We start from the raw sequence: 15,502 nt of genomic DNA on the forward strand, positions 1-15,502 counted from the left end.
TCAATGACCTCCCCTCTGAACACCATCACCCTCGGCGACTCTCCCTTGCGCTGGCGCGAACTGGTCGCCGTGGCCCGCGACGGCGCGCCGCTGGCGCTGTCGCCCACCGCCTGGGCCCGCATCGCCAATGCCCGCGCCATCGTGGACCGCATCGTCGCCAGCGGTGAGCGTGCCTACGGCATCAGCACCGGCCTGGGCGCCCTGAGCAATGTGCTGCTGCACGGCGAGCAACTGGCCCAGCTGTCGCGCAACACCTTGCTCAGCCATGCTGTCGGCGTAGGCCCGCTGCTGACCGTGGCGCAGACAAGGGCCATCATGGTCGCGGCGCTAGCCAACTTTTCACAAGGATATTCCGGCCTGCAGCCTGAGGTCGTTGAAGGCCTGCTGGCGCTGCTGAACTTTGGGATCACCCCCTGCGTGCCATCCCAGGGCTCGGTGGGCTACCTCACACACATGGCGCACGTCAGCGTGGCGCTGATTGGTGTTGGCGAGGTCCAGTTCCAGGGCCGCATCCAGCCGGCCGCCGAGGCGCTGGCCGCCATCGGCCTGCAGCCGCTGGCGCTGGGCGCCAAGGACGGCCTGTGCCTGGTCAACGGCACGCCCTGCATGACCGGCCTGGCAGCACTGGCGCTGGCCGATGTGGAGCGCCTGGCCGACTGGGCCGACGTGGTCGGCGCAATGAGCTTCGAGGCGTTGCGCGGGCAGATTGCGGCCTTTGATGCCGACATCATCGCCCTCAAGCCGCACCCCGGTATGCAGCAAGTCGGACGCAACTTGCGCAGCCTGCTCGAAGGCAGCGAAGTCATCGCCAGCAGCCGGGGCATCCGGACCCAGGATGCCCTCAGCATCCGTTCGATGCCGCAGATCCACGGCGCCTGCCGCGACCAGATTGCCCACGCGGCACAACAGATCGAAATCGAGCTGAATTCCGCCACCGACAACCCGCTGCTGCTCGGCACGCCCGAAGCCTACCGTGTCGTGTCACAAGCCAATCCGCACGGCGAATCGGTGGCTATGGCCGCCGACTTGCTGCGCATCTCCGTGGCCGAACTCGGCGGCGTGGCCGAACGCCGCATCGACCGGCTGGTGAACCCGCTGGTCAGCGGGCTGCCCGCGTTTCTGGTGGCCGAGCCGGGGGTGAATTCCGGCCTGATGATCACCCAGTACACCGCCGCGTCGCTGGCCGGCGAAAACCGCCGCCTGGCCCAGCCGGTGGTGGTAGACAACTTCATCACCTCGGGCAACCAGGAAGACCACCTGAGCCTGGGCACCAGCGCTGCACTGGACCTACACAAGTCCACCGAGAACCTGACCCAGATCCTGGCCATCGAGTACCTGCTGGCCGCGCAGGCCTTCGAGTTCCTGAAGACGCAACGCTTCGGCCAAGGCACGGGCCAGGCATGGCGCAAGCTGCGCGAGCAAGTGCCCTCTTTTGATGCCGACCGCTTTCTCGCGCCCGACATCGCCCAAGCTGCCAAGCTACTGCGCCAGCCATCTGGACTGCTACCGTGATCCACCCCTTCGACACCGCCGCCCTGCCCGCCACGCCGTGGAAGAACGGCGGCGGCACTACGCGCGAGATCGTCTGCCAGCCCGCCGGAGCCGGCATGGACAGCTTCGACTGGCGCATCAGCATCGCTAGCATCACGCAGGCCGGGCCGTTCTCGGCCTTCCCCGGTGTGGACCGGGTCATCATGCTGCTGGATGGCGCCGGTGTGCGCCTGCAGGCAGCGGGTATCGACCACGCGCTGGACACGCCGGGCCAACCGTTCGCGTTCTCTGGCGACCTGGCGCTGGACTGCGATCTGCTAGGCGGCACGTCCACCGACTTCAATGTGATGGCCCGGCGCAGCCGGCTGCGTGCCGAGGTCCAGGTGCTACACGCCGCCAGCCCCATCCCGGCCACCCCACGAGGCCTGGTGCTGGCCGTGCGCGGCACCTGGCATTTGCAAGCCGGAGCGCATGATCTCCACTGCACCAGCGGCAGCGGCCTGTGGTGGGATCTACCGACCAGCTGGCAGGCCACGCCGCTGGAAAACCAGGCGCAGCTGGTATGGGTGTGCCTGCATGATGTATAAGAAAAAGGCCTCTAGCGCAGGTAATACTTGCGCAAGCAGCTACAAATTAAATAGCAATACCCCATGACAACCCAACACCCCAGCGCTGACGGACTATGGCACAACCTGCGCCTGGCAGATGGCGGCACGGCCACCGCCCTGGCGGTGCAGCATGGCCAGATCGCCTGGATGGGTGACGTGGCGGCTGTGCCCGCAGCCTTCACCCGCCTGCCGCACATCGACGCCCAAGGCGCCCTGGCAACGCCCGGCCTGGTCGACTGCCACACGCATTTGGTCTATGGCGGTCAACGCGCGAACGAGTTTGCGATGCGTCTGGCGGGCGCCAGTTACGAAGAAGTCGCCATAGCCGGCGGCGGCATTGTCTCGACGGTAAAAGCCACGCGCGCCGCCAGCGAAGAGGCGCTCTACGCCCAGGCGGCACCGCGCCTGCAGCAGTTGCTGGATGACGGCGTCTGCGCCATCGAAATCAAGTCCGGTTACGGCCTAAGCCTGGAGCATGAGCGCAAACAGCTGCGCGTAGCCCGGCGGCTGAGCCAGGACTTTGGAGTGACGGTGCGCACCACCTTCCTCGGCGCGCACGCGCTGCCGCCCGAGTACACGGGCCGCAGCCAAGACTACATCGACTTGGTGTGCAATGAGATGCTGCCCGCGCTGCATGCCGAAGGCCTGGTGGATGCAGTCGATGTGTTCTGCGAGCGCATCGCGTTTTCGCTGGCCGAGACCGAGCAGGTTTTCAAAGCCGCGCAGGCGCTAGGTCTGCCGGTGAAGCTGCACGCCGAGCAGCTGTCCGACATGGGCGGCTCGGCGCTGGCGGCGCGTTATGGCGCGCTGTCGTGCGACCACATCGAGCATTTGTCGCAAGCTGGTATCGATGCGATGCGTGCTGCCGGTACGGTGGCCGTGCTGCTGCCCGGCGCCTACTACACGCTGCGCGATACGCATTTGCCGCCCATCGAAGCTCTGCGCGCCGCGGGCGTACCTATGGCCGTGTCTACCGACCACAACCCCGGCACCTCGCCCGCGCTGAGCCTGCTGCTGATGGCAAACATGGCGTGCACGCTGTTCCGGTTGACGGTGCCGGAGGCGCTGGCGGGCATCACCTCCCACGCCGCTCGCGCGCTGGGTTTGCAGGACACGCACGGCACGCTGGCTGTGGGGCGGGCGGCGGATTTTGTGCTGTGGGATTTGCTGGAACCCTCCGAACTGGTTTACTGGTTGGGGCAGCAGCCTGGGCGGACGATTGTTCGGCAGGGGCTTGTTGCTTTGGATGGTTTGGGGGTGCTGTGAGTTTGCTGGGCGTTAATTGGCCTCCCCGGCCGGGATATGCGCCCGGCGGCGCAGTAACGTTTCTTTTGCTTCGCCAAAAGAAAGTCACCAAAGAAAAGGCGAGCCGAAGTCGTCGCCCCCTGCGCTGCGCTCCGGGGTACGCTGCGTTGCTCGGTCTGGGCGGGGTCCCGCTCGAACTCGCTACGCTCAGACAATCGCGGGCCCTGATCCGCCCAGCCCTGCGCTACTCGCCGACGCCACACGGCGTGGGAGCGGGAGCGGACATCCAGCCCGGCTGCGCCGGGCCGCCAGGCTCGCGCCCTAGGCGCGATGTGGCGCACAGCGCCACCGATTCCCGGGCCCCCTCTGTATGCGCCGAGGAGCGCAGCGGCAAGTGGATCAGGGCCCGCGATTGTCTGAGCCGAAGGCGAGTTCGAGCGGGATCCCACTTGGCGCGAGCACCGCAGGTTCCCCAGCACGGTAGTGCTGGGGCGCAGACAGTGAGGTGGCCTTTTCTTTGGTGACTTTCTTTTGGCCACGCAAAAGAAAGTTACTGCGCCGCCGGGCGCATATCCCGGCCGACGATGCAAATAAACAAGCCCTAGCCATGACAAACCAAATCTTCGCCCAAGACGCCCTACTCCCCACCGGCTGGGCCAGCAACGTCCTGCTGGAATGGAACAGCCTGGGCGAACTCACCACCGTCACCCCCAACTCAGAACCTAACGGCGCCCCCACAGCCGCAGGGCCACTCACTCCCGGCCTGCCCAACCTGCACAGCCACGCCTTCCAACGCGCCATGGCCGGCCTCACTGAATTCCGGGGTGCCGCCCAAGACAGCTTCTGGAGCTGGCGCACGCTGATGTACCAATTCGCCGCCCGCCTTTCGCCCGACCAGGTCGAAGCAATAGCCACCTGGCTGTACATCGAAATGCTGGAGGCCGGCTACACCTCGGTCTGCGAATTCCACTACCTGCACCACAGCGCCGACGGCACCCCCTATGCCGATGACGCCGAGCTGTCCAAAGCCCTGCTGCGCGCCGCACAGACGGCCGGCATCGCCGTCACGCTGCTGCCCGTGCTGTACCAGACCAGCGGCTTCGGCGGCACACCTCCGAACGACGGTCAAAAGCGCTTCATCCGCTCCACCGACTCCATGCTGCGCCTGCTGGAAACGCTCAAACCCCTGTGCGATGCCCAAGGCGCGCGCCTCGGTATGGCGCCGCATTCGCTGCGCGCCGTGCCGCCCGACAGCCTGCGTGATGCCGTAGCCGGCCTGCATGCCATCGACTCCAGCGCGCCGGTGCACATCCACATCGCTGAGCAAACCGCCGAGGTCGACGCCTGCCTGGCTTGGAGCGGCCAGCGCCCGGTCGCCTGGCTGCTGGACCACGCACCGGTGGACGCCCGCTGGTGCCTGGTCCACGCCACGCACATGGTTGACGCCGAATACCAGCGCGCGGCCGCCAGCGGCGCAGTCGCCGGCATCTGCCCCAGCACCGAAGCCAATCTGGGCGACGGCCTGTTCGACATGCCGTGCTGGCTAGGCCACGGCGGCGTCTGGGGCCTGGGCTCGGACAGCCATGCCTGCGTGAATGCGGCCGAAGAACTAATGCTGCTCGAATACGGCCAGCGCCTGCAGTTCCGCCAACGCAATGTGCTGGCCAGCCTGCAGCAGGCGCAAGTCGCCAGTGCGATGCTGCAGCAGGCAGTGCAAGGCGGTGCGCAAGCCTCTGGCCGCAACGCCAACGGCTTGGCCGTGGGCCAGCGCGCCGACTTCTGCGTGCTGGATGCGCAGCACCTGGCACTCAACGGCCTGCCAGCGCCCGCCATGTTCTCGGCCCATGTATTCGGTAGCCACCGCACCTCCGCGCTGGATGCCGTCTGGGTCGCCGGTCAGCAGCGCACCGGCAGCGGCAGCCGTCATCCGTTGCGAGAGTCGGCTGCCGCTGCCTTCATCGCCGCCCGCACACAACTCACCCAGGTGTAAACCATGCAAGCCTTTCACTTCCACCAAGGCACACAACCGCTGCTGATCTCCATGCCCCATGTAGGCACCTACGTGCCGCCGGCCCTGGCCGCGCGCCTGACCGACGTGGCGCAACAGGTGCACGATACCGACTGGCACCTGGAGCGCCTCTACGACTTTGCCCAAGACCTGGGCGCATCGCTGCTGATCGCCACCCATTCGCGCTATGTGATCGACCTGAACCGCGACCCGTCCGGTGCCAGTCTTTACCCCGGCCAGAGCGTCACCGGCCTGTGCCCGGTGGACGACTTTGACGACAAGCCCCTGTACCGCGACCCGCAGGATGCCCCCGGTGAAGCCGAGATCGCCGAGCGCCGCGACAGCATCTGGCAGCCCTACCACCAGCAACTGCAGGCTGAGTTGGCGCGGCTGAAGGCGTTACATGGAAAGGCCGTGCTGTGGGACGCACACTCCATCCGCTCGGTGCTGCCGCGCTTCTTTGAAGGCAAGCTGCCGGACCTGAACCTGGGCAGTGGCAACGGCTCTAGTTGCGACCCCGCCATGTCGGCCGAGTTGCTGGCGATTGCCGAGTCCGCACCCGACCACACTGCGGTGTTGAACGGCCGCTTCAAGGGCGGCTACATCACCCGCCAGTACGGCCAACCGGCCCAGGGCATCCACGCCATCCAGCTGGAGATGACGCAGTGCAGCTATATGCAGGAAGCCATGCCCTTTGATTACCTACCAGAGGTGGCTGCCCGCATCCAGCCACATTTGCGCCGCATGGTGCAAGCCGCACTGGCCTTCGCGCAGCGGAGTACAGGCTGATGTTGTGCGCCGTGGCTAAATGTTCGCCCAAGCGCTGACCACCTGGTTTCGACCCAAGCCCTTGGCTTGGTAGAGCAATTCGTCGGCTGCCGCAATCAGCTGCGGTGCTTTCATGGGCGGCACCAGCTCGGACACTCCGCAACTGACACTGACACACGAACCCGTCGAGGAATGCGCATGTGCGATGCCTAGCCGGCTTACCTCGGAGAGTATCTCTTTCGCCATATGGGCCGCAGCCTGCAGACCCGTATCGGGGAGGATGAAGGCGAACTCCTCGCCACCGTAACGCGCCACCAAGTCAGCCGGACGTTGCGAACAGGATTTCAGTACGCGCGCAATATGCTTCAGGCAGGCGTCGCCCGCCTGGTGTCCATAGTGGTCGTTGAAGCCCTTGAAATGGTCCACGTCGCAAAGGATCAGAGCCAATGGCCGATGGAAGCGGTTGGCAATAGCGATCTGCTCCGCCAGATATTCGTCAAAATACCGCCGGTTCGCCAGCCCCGTCAAACCGTCATGCCGCGCCAAATTGGCCAGAACCTTGTTTGCCGCACCGAGTTTGACCGAAAGCTGGAACAGCCGCTGGTACTGCTTGATATCTTCAACCAGTAAACCGATCAACAAAAAACTTGCGGCCAGCAGACCATAGATCCGGCCCACGTACCAGCCCAGATCGTACCGGCCAGTATTAAAGAGTGCCGCCAACGCAATATCGAACAACCACACGCACATGACGACCAGCAGCCAGACGTCCAGCACGGTGTGCGGCTTCGTCTTCCACACCGCCACCAAGGCGAGCAGGCTGAGAGCCCACACGCCAAATAGAAACATGCGCCCTATATCAGTGGTGCGGTTGCCATTAAGAAAAGTCGGAATATAGGCGTGGCCCTGCGTGGCGAAAATCCCAAACCCAGCCACCAGAGCAAGCACGCCCAGCGCGGCAACGGCAATCGCGATGGGCGGGCGATCCCGCATCAGCCGCTGCGGCCAACAGGGTTTAAAGGCCTTGCCCTTCAACAGCGCATAGCCAATGACGGCCAGTGGAAAGCCGGTATGCCAGAACATATACATCGCAGAAGAAGTCTGGGGACCAGCCCCGAAGAGACCGGTTGCCGATAAGAGACCTGGAAATATCGACAAGTACTCCACCGTAGCAAATGCAGTGAACAGGTAACCGCTGGCCAGCAGCAGCAAAGCCGGCGTGCGCACCACGCTGAACTGACCAAACAAAAGCACGGCGGTGATCAAATCGCAGACCACCAGCACCGACACGTATATCGGGATAAAGGCAGGAATCTGCACCAGCTGCGTCCTGGCATACGGCAGGGCCGCCGCAAAAACCAGCAGAGAGATCACGACAGAAACAGCAGCGTGCCGAATCTCCCGGCGCCCGGCGGGCTCCGTGGAAAGCAAGCCTGCGGGCGGCTTGGCCGAGTCACAGTCAGTTTGCATCATGTTATTTGCGGGTGTTTGCACCACCCGCACAGCTTCCACATTGAAACGACTCGACGAAAGACAGTTGGCCCCTTATGAACATCTGCCCCACCGTGCGGTACCAGCCGAGCGCCACCTCATTTGCACCCGGCCTGCACCACAGCTGATGAATCTTGCGCCTGCTACGCCGCTTTGTACCTAGGGTGGACCCTCCCACACCTACCCGCAAAATCATAGGCGCTGGCATTGCAAACGCCGCGCTGGCACCCAGCTAGCAGGTTCCGCACCGATTTGTTGCCAACCCGATTTCTATGGACACCCCCACCGCCACCTTCATCGCCCTGCTGATCCTGAGCCTGGTGTGCGCCCTGGGCTGGCTGCTGCCGCGATGGTGGGTGGCGCGGCGCAGGCGCAAGCTGCAGCAGCAGGCCTTCCCTACCGCCTGGCGTAACATACTGCGGCGCCGGGTGCCGCTGTTTCGCCGTTTGCCTGCCGATTTGCAACTGCAACTGAAGAAACACATGCAGATCTTCATAGCCGAAAAGGCCTTCATAGGCTGCGCCGGCCTGGAGGTGACGGAGGAAATGCGCGTGGTCATTGCCGCCCAGGCCTGTCTGCTGGTGCTGAACCGGTCCATCGACCGCTACGCCAATTTGCGGCAAATCCTGGTCTACCCCGGCGCCTTCGCGGTGGACCGCGCCACCTCTGACGGAACTGGCGTGCTGCAGGAGCAGCGCCATGCGCTGGCCGGCGAATCATGGTCGCAGGGCCAGGTTATCCTGTCCTGGCAGGACAGCCTGGAAGGCGCAGCCACGGCAGACGACGGGCGCAACGTGGTGATCCATGAATTTGCCCACCAGCTGGACCAGGAAACCGGCCACGCCAATGGCGCGCCCCGGCGCATGCCGGGCACCGACGCGCAGCGCTGGTCAGAGGTATTCCACGCCGCCTACGCCAAGCTGCGCCGCGAGGCCCATGTGGGCGAACCCGGCCTGCTGAACCACTATGGCGCGCAAGACCCGGCGGAGTTCTTCGCCGTGGTGTCAGAGGTGTTTTTTGAACAAGGCGCTGCGCTGGCCGATTACGACCCGGCGCTGTACCGGGAGCTGCAAGGCTATTACCGCCTGGATACGGCGGCCTGGTAGCAGGGAACGATTTAGGGCAACGCTGAACAAGTCCCTCGCGGTCTGCGCATCCCTGGCCTCGGGCGGTCTGCGGCGTTGCAAATCCTCGCCATAGCCCAAGCTATGTCTGCGGTTTGCGCCTTGCATCCCATCCCGATCCAGGGCACGCAGGCTCGCGGAGACTTATTCAGCGTCGCCTTAGATAAAAACAGGCTGTAGCGCAGGATTTACCTGCACAAGCAGCTATCACTTTCGCAGCATATCGCTCACACGCTGAGGTTGATGATCAAGCCCTTGGTCTGGCTGGAGCGGCGCAGTTGCTGCGAGTAGGTGGCGTCCATTTGCTTGCTGCGGGTGTTCAGGTCGTTGGCCGTGTCCTGGCTGGTGCGGGCCGAGCGGTCGGCCTGGTCGGCGGCGGCGCGCAAATCGTCCGCCCGGCTCTGGGCGGCATCCGCATCGCGCCGCGCCTGTGCCACCTGCGCCTTGTCGGGGCCGGTTTGCACCTGCGGAATCGACAGACTGGTGCCAACGATGGCGACCATGGCCGACTCAGGCAGTAGTGTTGACGATGCGGCCTGTGGTCTGGCCCTGGCTGTTCACCACAGGCGGCGGCTTGGCTGGTGGGTTTTGGTCCTGCGCGGCCTTGCTGACCTCGGGGTCATCGCGCTGGGCGGCGCGGCGTTGCGCGTTGCGGGTTTCCGACGCGATGTTGGTGGGCTGGGTAGGCTGAACGGGTTGCCGATAGACCGATGAAACATCCATGTCTGGCTCCTGGAGTGGATCGGCTGATTTTACGAGTGCGGGCCAGCACTTGCAATCAAGCTGCGGCTCAGCTCCAGATGCGGTACACCCAGAAGCTCTCGTCGTCCTGCACCCGCTGGCGCAAGGCCTCAGGGCTCAGGCCGGTGACGCGGCGCGTCTCACGGCACAAATGGGACTGGTCGGCGTAACCTGCGTCGGCCGCCAAGTCGGCCCATACGACGTTGCCCGCATCCTCCGCCTGCCGCACCTGGAAGAACGCAGCTTCTGCCCGGCTGCGCCCCTGCAGCGCTCGCAGGGACTGGCCGGTCCAGGCCTTCACCCGGCGCTCGGCCTGGCGCAAGCTCTGGCCCGCGCCGGATGCCAGGGCGCGCACCGCCAGCGTCTCGGCCCAGTCCTGGAAGCTACGCACCGGCACCGCGCCCTGGGTGCGCGCCTGCTGCCAGCGCGGCAGCAAAAACGCCTCGATGACACGCACCCGCTCCGCGTCGTCCGGCGCCTGCAGCGCGGCCTGGGCCATCTGGCACCAGCTGGCGTCCAGCACCTGGTGCAAAGGGCTTTGCCGGTCCACCTGGGCGGCCACATCCACACCGGTCATGGCGTACAGGGCGTCGGGCAGCATGAGCAGCATGAAACCCTGGGCCGGGCCTGGGTTGTATGACACCGAGGGCCGGGTGTGCGGGCCAAAAAACGAGATGGGCGGCAGGCGCTGCGGCACGGCATCGCGGCCATCGCCCGGCATCACATCGGCCACGCCGTGCGTAAACCACGAGATGCCGCACAGCGGGCTGGCGGGGAAATGGTTGTAGCGTTCCTGCGGCAGCAGGTCCACGCCCAGCGTGCTGCGCGAGATATAGGCCCGCACGCAGGCGCCCAGGCCCATGCCGGGGGCAATCAGGTGGGCGATAGCGCCCTTGGGCGAAGTGTGGGACAGCATGGTGAAAGTGTAGCCAGCCGGGCTTGTCGCAATCGTTCAATACACGCCGGCCAAGCAGGCGCACAGTAGCCACCATGCCCCCACACAACACAACAGTCCCCCCTGGCCCGGTCAGCCGCTTTTTCGGCTTCCCGCTGCTGGGCCAAATGCGCCGCGACTACCTGGGTACGGCGCGGCATATGCACAGCCATTACGGTGATGCGGTGCACGCGCGCATAGGCCCGGAGCAAACCTTCGAGTTCTTCCGCCCCGACTGGGTGCGCGAGGTGCTGGTGGAGCAGGCGCGCAACTTCATCCGCTGGGAGCGCGGCACGGCGGTCTTCGCCAAGGTGCACGGCCAGAGCGTGCTGGTGACCGAGGGCGATACCTGGCAGCGCCAGCGCCGCATGCTGCAGCCCGGCTTTGGCCCCAAGCGCATGGCCGGCTACGCGCAGCACATGGTGGCCGCCGCCGCCCAGGCACTGGACGCCTTGCCGCCCCAGCCCACGCAGACGCTGAACTTCGAACACATGGTGACCCAGCTGACCATGGACGTGGTGCTGCGCACCCTGTTCAGCCAGCAGATCAGCGACAGCAACCGGGCCGAAGCGCTGGCGGCCGAACAGGCGGTGCAGGTGATCAGCCGCGCCGGCATGGAGGAATTCTTCTGGCCCTTCAGCCTGCCCGACTGGATGCCGCACAAGTGGAGCGTTCGCAGTGCCAAGCACATGCTGGACGGCCTGGTACGCCGCCACATCCGGCAGCGCCGCCAGGCAGGCAGCACCGAACACAGCGACCTGCTGGCCATGCTGATGGCCATACGAGATGACAGCGAAGACAGCGGTGATGGCGGCGCGCTGAGCGACGAAGAGGTGCGCGACCAGTGCATGACCATCTTCCTGGCCGGCCACGAAACCACGGCCGCCGCGCTCACCTGGTGGGGCCACACCATGTCCGCCCACCCCGCTTTTGCCCAGCGCGCGCAGGACGAGGTGGACCAGGTGCTGGGCCAGCGCCCACCCCGCTATGAAGACCTGCCCCAGCTGCCCTACCTGGCCCAGACGCTGAAGGAAACCATGCGCCTGTACCCGCCCGCGCCCTCGCTGATCAGCCGGCGCGCGCTGCGCCCGGTGCAGATCGGCCCCTGGCAGCTGCCCCAAGGTGCGCTGGTGCGCGTCACGCCCTGGGTGCTGCAGCACGATGCGCGCTGGTTCCCCGAGCCCGAGCGCTTCGACCCCGAGCGTTTTTCCAGCACCGGCCAAGCCGCCCAAGAACGCGGCAGCTACCTGCCGTTTGGCGCGGGGCCACGGGTGTGCATAGGCAATCTGTTTGCGACCACCGAGATGACGCTGATCGCCGCCATGGTGCTGCAGCGCTTCCGCCTGGCACCGGGCAGCGCTGCGCCGCCCCAGCCGGTGCTGAACGTCACGCTGCGTCCAGCGGGCGGCATGCCGCTACAGCTGACGCGCCGCCAAAACCTGGCATAAAAAGTGCCACTGGCGCAGATAGAACCTGCGCCAGCAGCTACCAAAAGAGGAGCACGCATAACGAGGTGAAGCACAAGCCCCACAATAGCTGCCTTTTCACTTGTTTCCGTTACATGTCTACACAACTAACCCTGCGTCGCTTTTTACTGGCTCTGGCCATCGTCGCGGTGTGGGGTAGCAATTTCGCCATCATCAAGATTGCGCTGGCGCACTTCACGCCGCTCTGGCTAGCCACCTGGCGCTTCGCCCTGGTGCTGCTGCCGGCGGTGTTCTTCCTGCCGCGCCCGGCCGTGCCCTGGCGCAACCTGGCGGCCTATGGTTTCCTGATTGGCGTGGGCCAGTTCGGGCTCATCTACTGGGCCATGCAGGGCCACATCTCGCCGGGACTCGCGTCCCTGGTGGTACAGACCCAGGTGTTCTTCACCATTGCCCTGGCCATGCGCACCACCAAGGAACGCATGCAGGCCTACCAGTGGTGCGGCCTGCTGCTGGCGGCCAGCGGCATCGTGGTCATCATGCTGCACACAGACGGCAGCACCACGCCGCTGGGCCTGGCCGTGGTGCTGCTGGCGGCGCTGTCCTGGGGTGGCGGCAACACGGCATCGCGCCAGGCTGGCAAGGTCAACATGCTGGCCTATGTGGTGTGGTCCAGCCTGTTTGCGGTACCGCCGCTGCTGGCATTGGCGTGGGTGTTTGAAGGCAGTGCCGCGCTACTGACCAGCCTGCAAACCGCCGACCTCGCCACCTGGGTCGCCGTCGTGTGGCAGGCCTGGGGCAACAGCCTGTTTGGCTACGCCATGTGGGCCTGGCTGCTGGCGCGCCACCCTGCGGCCACCATCTCCCCCTTGGCCCTGCTGGTGCCGGTGTTTGGCATGGGCACCTCGGCCTGGTGGCTGGGCGAACCCCTGCCGGCCTGGAAGCTGATGGCCGCGGGCCTGGTGATGCTGGGACTGGTGATCAACCTGCTGTGGCCGCGCTGGCGGCAGTCGCACACACCACAGCGAAATTGAAGCCTGTAGGCCTGAGAACGTGTTCAAAGGCAGGCCTGCCTTAAACGACATCGTTCGTCGCATTTCGTCGCATTTCGTCGCACTTAATTACGCACCGCGCTCCTAACATGGAAATGAATAAATACCTTGTTAGGAACGAACAGTGGACACATCAATATTTCTCCCAACCAATGCCAGGCAGCTCAAGTTTGCCGGCACATTGCTGGGCTTGGCAATGGGTCTAGCAGCCTGTGGTGGTGGTGGCGGTAGCAGCGGTAGCAGCAGCGATAGTGGTGGAGGTAGCACCACGTCCACCGTCAGCATTGGTGGCACTGTCAGCGGACTGACCGGCACCGGGCTTGTGTTGCAGAACAATTCGGGAGACAACCTGTCCATCTCCGACAACGGTAGCTTCACGATGGCCACAGCATTGGCCAATGGCGCCAGTTACAACGTCACCGTGAGCAGCCAACCCAACTTGCCCAGCCAGACCTGCACCGTCACAAACGGCTCGGGGACTGCTAGTGCAGCAGTCACCAATGTAGTCGTCAGCTGTGCGACACCTCCAGTACGCTTTGCCTACGCGGCAAATAGTGGTACGGACGATGTCTCAGCCTACACCGTCGATGCCAGTACCGGCGCCCTGACTGCCGTAGGCCAGTACGCTACCGGCACCACTCCCGATTCGATCGTTGTAGACCCTCAGGGCAAATTTGCCTATGTGGCGAACTTCTCCGACCCCAGTCTGTCGGCATACACCATCAATACCAGTACGGGGGCCTTGACCTTACTGGCTACCTACGCGACGTCTGACACAACGCCTTCGGTAACCCTCAGCCCTAATGGCAAATTCGCCTATGCTGCAATCACCAGCGTCATCAGCGGCGCCAGCCCGGGTCAAATTGCCATGTATACCCGAGACACCAGTTCCGGTTTACTGACTGCCAACGGAGTGGCCACAACTGGGATCGACCCACGGTCTGTGGTTGTTGACCCTTCAAGCAAGTTTGCCTATGTCGTCAATTACGGAAGCGGCAGTGGCGCAACGGTGTCGGCTTATGCAGTGGATAGCAGCACAGGCACGCTGACCCTTGTTGGAAACTATGCCACTGGCGCCGGCCCTCGTGCTATAGCCATAGATCCCACGGGCAAGTTCGCCTATGTCACGAACTATGGAACCGGAGGGGGCAGTACGGTGTCGGCCTACTCGATCAATGCCAACACGGGGGCCCTGACTACGGTAGGCACTTATGCCACAGGAACCGCGCCCCGCGCGGTCGCGGTAGACCCACGTGGCAAGTTCGCCTATGTTGCCAACGTTGTCGACAATACCGTGACGGCATTCAGCATACAAAGCAGTACCGGAGCACTAACCCAGGTAGGAGCTGCCGTCGCCACCGGCGTTGGTCCGTTCTCCGTTACAGCAGACCCCACGGGCAAGTTTGTCTATGTGGCCAACTTCACAGATGGCAGCGTATGGTGCTACACCGTTAACAGCACCAGCGGTGCACTGACCAGGGCGGGCACCAGCTTCACCGCACACACCGGCACTACGGCAGTAATCACGACCCAGTAAACCTATAGCGTCGAAGACACGCGCCTATCGATGAACAACCCGGGCTTGGGTGCAGCATGCTGCACCCAAGCCCTCCGCTGACAGCCATTTGCACCGGCGCTTGCTAGCTCGGTGCTTGCCCCAGAAACGACTACCCCATGCATGCACCACCGCAGCGCATGCATGGCCCCCATCCGGTACACGCAGCCCCATTGCACGAGGCTGCACAATATTTTGTACACTCGTACAACACCTTTCGGAACGATTCCGACATTGGTGTTTGTACGAGTGTTCAATTTTTTGTACAAGTGTATAAACTGGGTTATGCCAATCAGCAAACCTACTCCAACGCTTCGCAAAATCCCGGCCACCCGGCGTAGTGCATCTCCAGAATCAGGCGACAGTGCGCTCGCGCCCAATCGCCAGCAGAACATCCTGCTGGCGGCCGAGCAGTTGTTTGCCGCACGGGGCTTCCATGGCGTGTCGATACGCGATATCGCCGAAGAAGCCGGCGTGCCCCTGGCCCTGGTGGGCTACTACTATGGGCCCAAGCTGTCGCTGTACCACGCCATCTTCCGGGAGCGTGCGGGCTACATCGGCGAGCGGCTGGAGTCGCTGGCCGCGGCCCAGCGCAATGCCGAGCCGGGCCAGCTGCTGGAGGGCATCGTCAAGGCCTTTGTGCTGCCCGTGCTGAAGGTGGCGGCCCAGCCAACCGGGCAGAACTTCATGCGTATCCTGTCGCGTGGCATGAACAACCACCAGGAGGAAGACGAGCCGGTGATACGCGAGCTGTTCGACCCGCTGGCCCATGCATTCATCGACGCGCTGGCCGCTGCCCTGCCCCAGGCCACGCGCAGCCAGGCCGCCTGGTGCTACCAGTTTGCGCTAGGCGCGCTGCTGCACCATGTGAATGACCGCCGCATAGAACGCCTGTCGCTGGGGCAAAACCAGCCGGGCGACTTCGACACCAGCGGGCCGCTGCTGGTGGCCTTCATCACCCACGGCCTGCGCGGCGCCTGCGCCGCCCCTACCCACTGAGCACTAAGGGCCGCCATGCCAACACAGCCTAGACACGGCGGCCAGGCCATGGGGCCATAAGC

General features: G+C 64.6%; 14 protein-coding genes. 10 read left to right on the forward strand and 4 right to left on the reverse strand.

The genetic code is table 11. The features are described from left to right. Window positions 1–3: 3 nt before the first annotated feature. The 5 genes from hutH (at window position 4) to hutG (ending at window position 6,141) form a co-directional block, all read left to right on the forward strand. Window positions 4–1,512 (forward strand): histidine ammonia-lyase, encoded by a 1,509-nt coding sequence (gene hutH / locus AC4BBN_RS02260; RefSeq protein ID WP_490590322.1) that lies wholly within the window; start codon window positions 4–6, stop codon window positions 1,510–1,512. Continuing rightward, complete coding sequence (locus AC4BBN_RS02265) at window positions 1,512–2,078, forward strand: HutD/Ves family protein (RefSeq protein WP_490591376.1); 567 nt, start codon at window positions 1,512–1,514, stop codon at window positions 2,076–2,078. Before hutH ends, AC4BBN_RS02265 begins: the two co-directional genes overlap by 1 nt. A 63-nt stretch (window positions 2,079–2,141) precedes the next feature. Continuing rightward, the gene (hutI, locus tag AC4BBN_RS02270; RefSeq protein WP_490590323.1) at window positions 2,142–3,365 is read left to right on the forward strand and encodes an imidazolonepropionase; all 1,224 of its coding nucleotides are present in this window, start codon (window positions 2,142–2,144) and stop codon (window positions 3,363–3,365) included. A gap of 586 nt (window positions 3,366–3,951) precedes the next feature. After that, entirely contained in the window at window positions 3,952–5,334 is a 1,383-nt protein-coding gene (locus tag AC4BBN_RS02275; RefSeq protein ID WP_490590324.1) for a formimidoylglutamate deiminase, read from the forward strand. 3 nt (window positions 5,335–5,337) lie between these two features. After that, window positions 5,338–6,141, forward strand: coding sequence for an N-formylglutamate deformylase (hutG, locus tag AC4BBN_RS02280; RefSeq protein WP_490590325.1), 804 nt, complete (start codon window positions 5,338–5,340; stop codon window positions 6,139–6,141). Between the two features lie 15 nt (window positions 6,142–6,156). Here hutG and AC4BBN_RS02285 read toward each other — a convergent pair whose 3' ends face one another. Beyond that, the gene (locus tag AC4BBN_RS02285) at window positions 6,157–7,593 is read right to left on the reverse strand and encodes a GGDEF domain-containing protein (RefSeq protein ID WP_490590326.1); all 1,437 of its coding nucleotides are present in this window, start codon (window positions 7,591–7,593) and stop codon (window positions 6,157–6,159) included. A gap of 290 nt (window positions 7,594–7,883) precedes the next feature. Here AC4BBN_RS02285 and AC4BBN_RS02290 point away from each other — a divergent pair, with 290 nt between their 5' ends. Next, window positions 7,884–8,717, forward strand: coding sequence for a M90 family metallopeptidase (locus tag AC4BBN_RS02290; RefSeq protein WP_490590327.1), 834 nt, complete (start codon window positions 7,884–7,886; stop codon window positions 8,715–8,717). Window positions 8,718–8,962: 245 nt separating this feature from the next. Here the strand turns inward: AC4BBN_RS02290 and AC4BBN_RS02295 are convergent, their stop codons facing one another. From AC4BBN_RS02295 to AC4BBN_RS02305, 3 genes are all read right to left on the reverse strand, one after another. Continuing rightward, window positions 8,963–9,238, reverse strand: a complete 276-nt coding sequence (locus AC4BBN_RS02295) for a hypothetical protein (RefSeq protein WP_490590328.1) — start codon at window positions 9,236–9,238, stop codon at window positions 8,963–8,965. Between the two features lie 7 nt (window positions 9,239–9,245). Further along, entirely contained in the window at window positions 9,246–9,458 is a 213-nt protein-coding gene (locus AC4BBN_RS02300; RefSeq protein WP_490590329.1) for a hypothetical protein, read from the reverse strand. Window positions 9,459–9,525: 67 nt separating this feature from the next. Then, entirely contained in the window at window positions 9,526–10,392 is an 867-nt protein-coding gene (locus tag AC4BBN_RS02305) for an AraC family transcriptional regulator (RefSeq protein ID WP_490590330.1), read from the reverse strand. A gap of 74 nt (window positions 10,393–10,466) precedes the next feature. Here AC4BBN_RS02305 and AC4BBN_RS02310 point away from each other — a divergent pair, with 74 nt between their 5' ends. From AC4BBN_RS02310 to AC4BBN_RS02325, 4 genes are all read left to right on the forward strand, one after another. Next, window positions 10,467–11,858 carry a cytochrome P450 gene (locus AC4BBN_RS02310; RefSeq protein WP_490590331.1) on the forward strand — a complete coding sequence of 464 codons (1,392 nt, stop codon included), beginning with the start codon at window positions 10,467–10,469 and terminating at the stop codon, window positions 11,856–11,858. A gap of 113 nt (window positions 11,859–11,971) precedes the next feature. Then, the gene (locus AC4BBN_RS02315) at window positions 11,972–12,868 is read left to right on the forward strand and encodes an EamA family transporter (protein ID WP_490590332.1); all 897 of its coding nucleotides are present in this window, start codon (window positions 11,972–11,974) and stop codon (window positions 12,866–12,868) included. A gap of 142 nt (window positions 12,869–13,010) precedes the next feature. After that, window positions 13,011–14,423 carry a lactonase family protein gene (locus AC4BBN_RS02320; protein WP_490590333.1) on the forward strand — a complete coding sequence of 471 codons (1,413 nt, stop codon included), beginning with the start codon at window positions 13,011–13,013 and terminating at the stop codon, window positions 14,421–14,423. A 303-nt stretch (window positions 14,424–14,726) separates the two neighbouring features. Further along, the gene (locus AC4BBN_RS02325; RefSeq protein WP_490590334.1) at window positions 14,727–15,440 is read left to right on the forward strand and encodes a TetR/AcrR family transcriptional regulator; all 714 of its coding nucleotides are present in this window, start codon (window positions 14,727–14,729) and stop codon (window positions 15,438–15,440) included. The last annotated feature ends 62 nt before the right edge of the window (window positions 15,441–15,502 follow it).

Source organism: Rhodoferax sp. SPJ21, from assembly GCF_058216335.1.

Excerpts from the sequence above, each read along its gene's own strand:
- hutH (WP_490590322.1), top strand. The coding sequence starts at position 4 with ATGACCTCCCCTCTGAACACCATCACCCTCGGCGACTCTCCCTTGCGC.
- hutI (WP_490590323.1), top strand. The coding sequence starts at position 2,142 with ATGACAACCCAACACCCCAGCGCTGACGGACTATGGCACAACCTGCGC.
- AC4BBN_RS02275 (WP_490590324.1), top strand. The coding sequence starts at position 3,952 with ATGACAAACCAAATCTTCGCCCAAGACGCCCTACTCCCCACCGGCTGG.
- hutG (WP_490590325.1), top strand. The coding sequence starts at position 5,338 with ATGCAAGCCTTTCACTTCCACCAAGGCACACAACCGCTGCTGATCTCC.
- AC4BBN_RS02285 (WP_490590326.1), bottom strand. The coding sequence starts at position 7,593 with ATGATGCAAACTGACTGTGACTCGGCCAAGCCGCCCGCAGGCTTGCTT.
- AC4BBN_RS02290 (WP_490590327.1), top strand. The coding sequence starts at position 7,884 with ATGGACACCCCCACCGCCACCTTCATCGCCCTGCTGATCCTGAGCCTG.
- AC4BBN_RS02295 (WP_490590328.1), bottom strand. The coding sequence starts at position 9,238 with ATGGTCGCCATCGTTGGCACCAGTCTGTCGATTCCGCAGGTGCAAACC.
- AC4BBN_RS02300 (WP_490590329.1), bottom strand. The coding sequence starts at position 9,458 with ATGGATGTTTCATCGGTCTATCGGCAACCCGTTCAGCCTACCCAGCCC.
- AC4BBN_RS02305 (WP_490590330.1), bottom strand. The coding sequence starts at position 10,392 with ATGCTGTCCCACACTTCGCCCAAGGGCGCTATCGCCCACCTGATTGCC.
- AC4BBN_RS02310 (WP_490590331.1), top strand. The coding sequence starts at position 10,467 with ATGCCCCCACACAACACAACAGTCCCCCCTGGCCCGGTCAGCCGCTTT.
- AC4BBN_RS02315 (WP_490590332.1), top strand. The coding sequence starts at position 11,972 with ATGTCTACACAACTAACCCTGCGTCGCTTTTTACTGGCTCTGGCCATC.
- AC4BBN_RS02325 (WP_490590334.1), top strand. The coding sequence starts at position 14,727 with ATGCCAATCAGCAAACCTACTCCAACGCTTCGCAAAATCCCGGCCACC.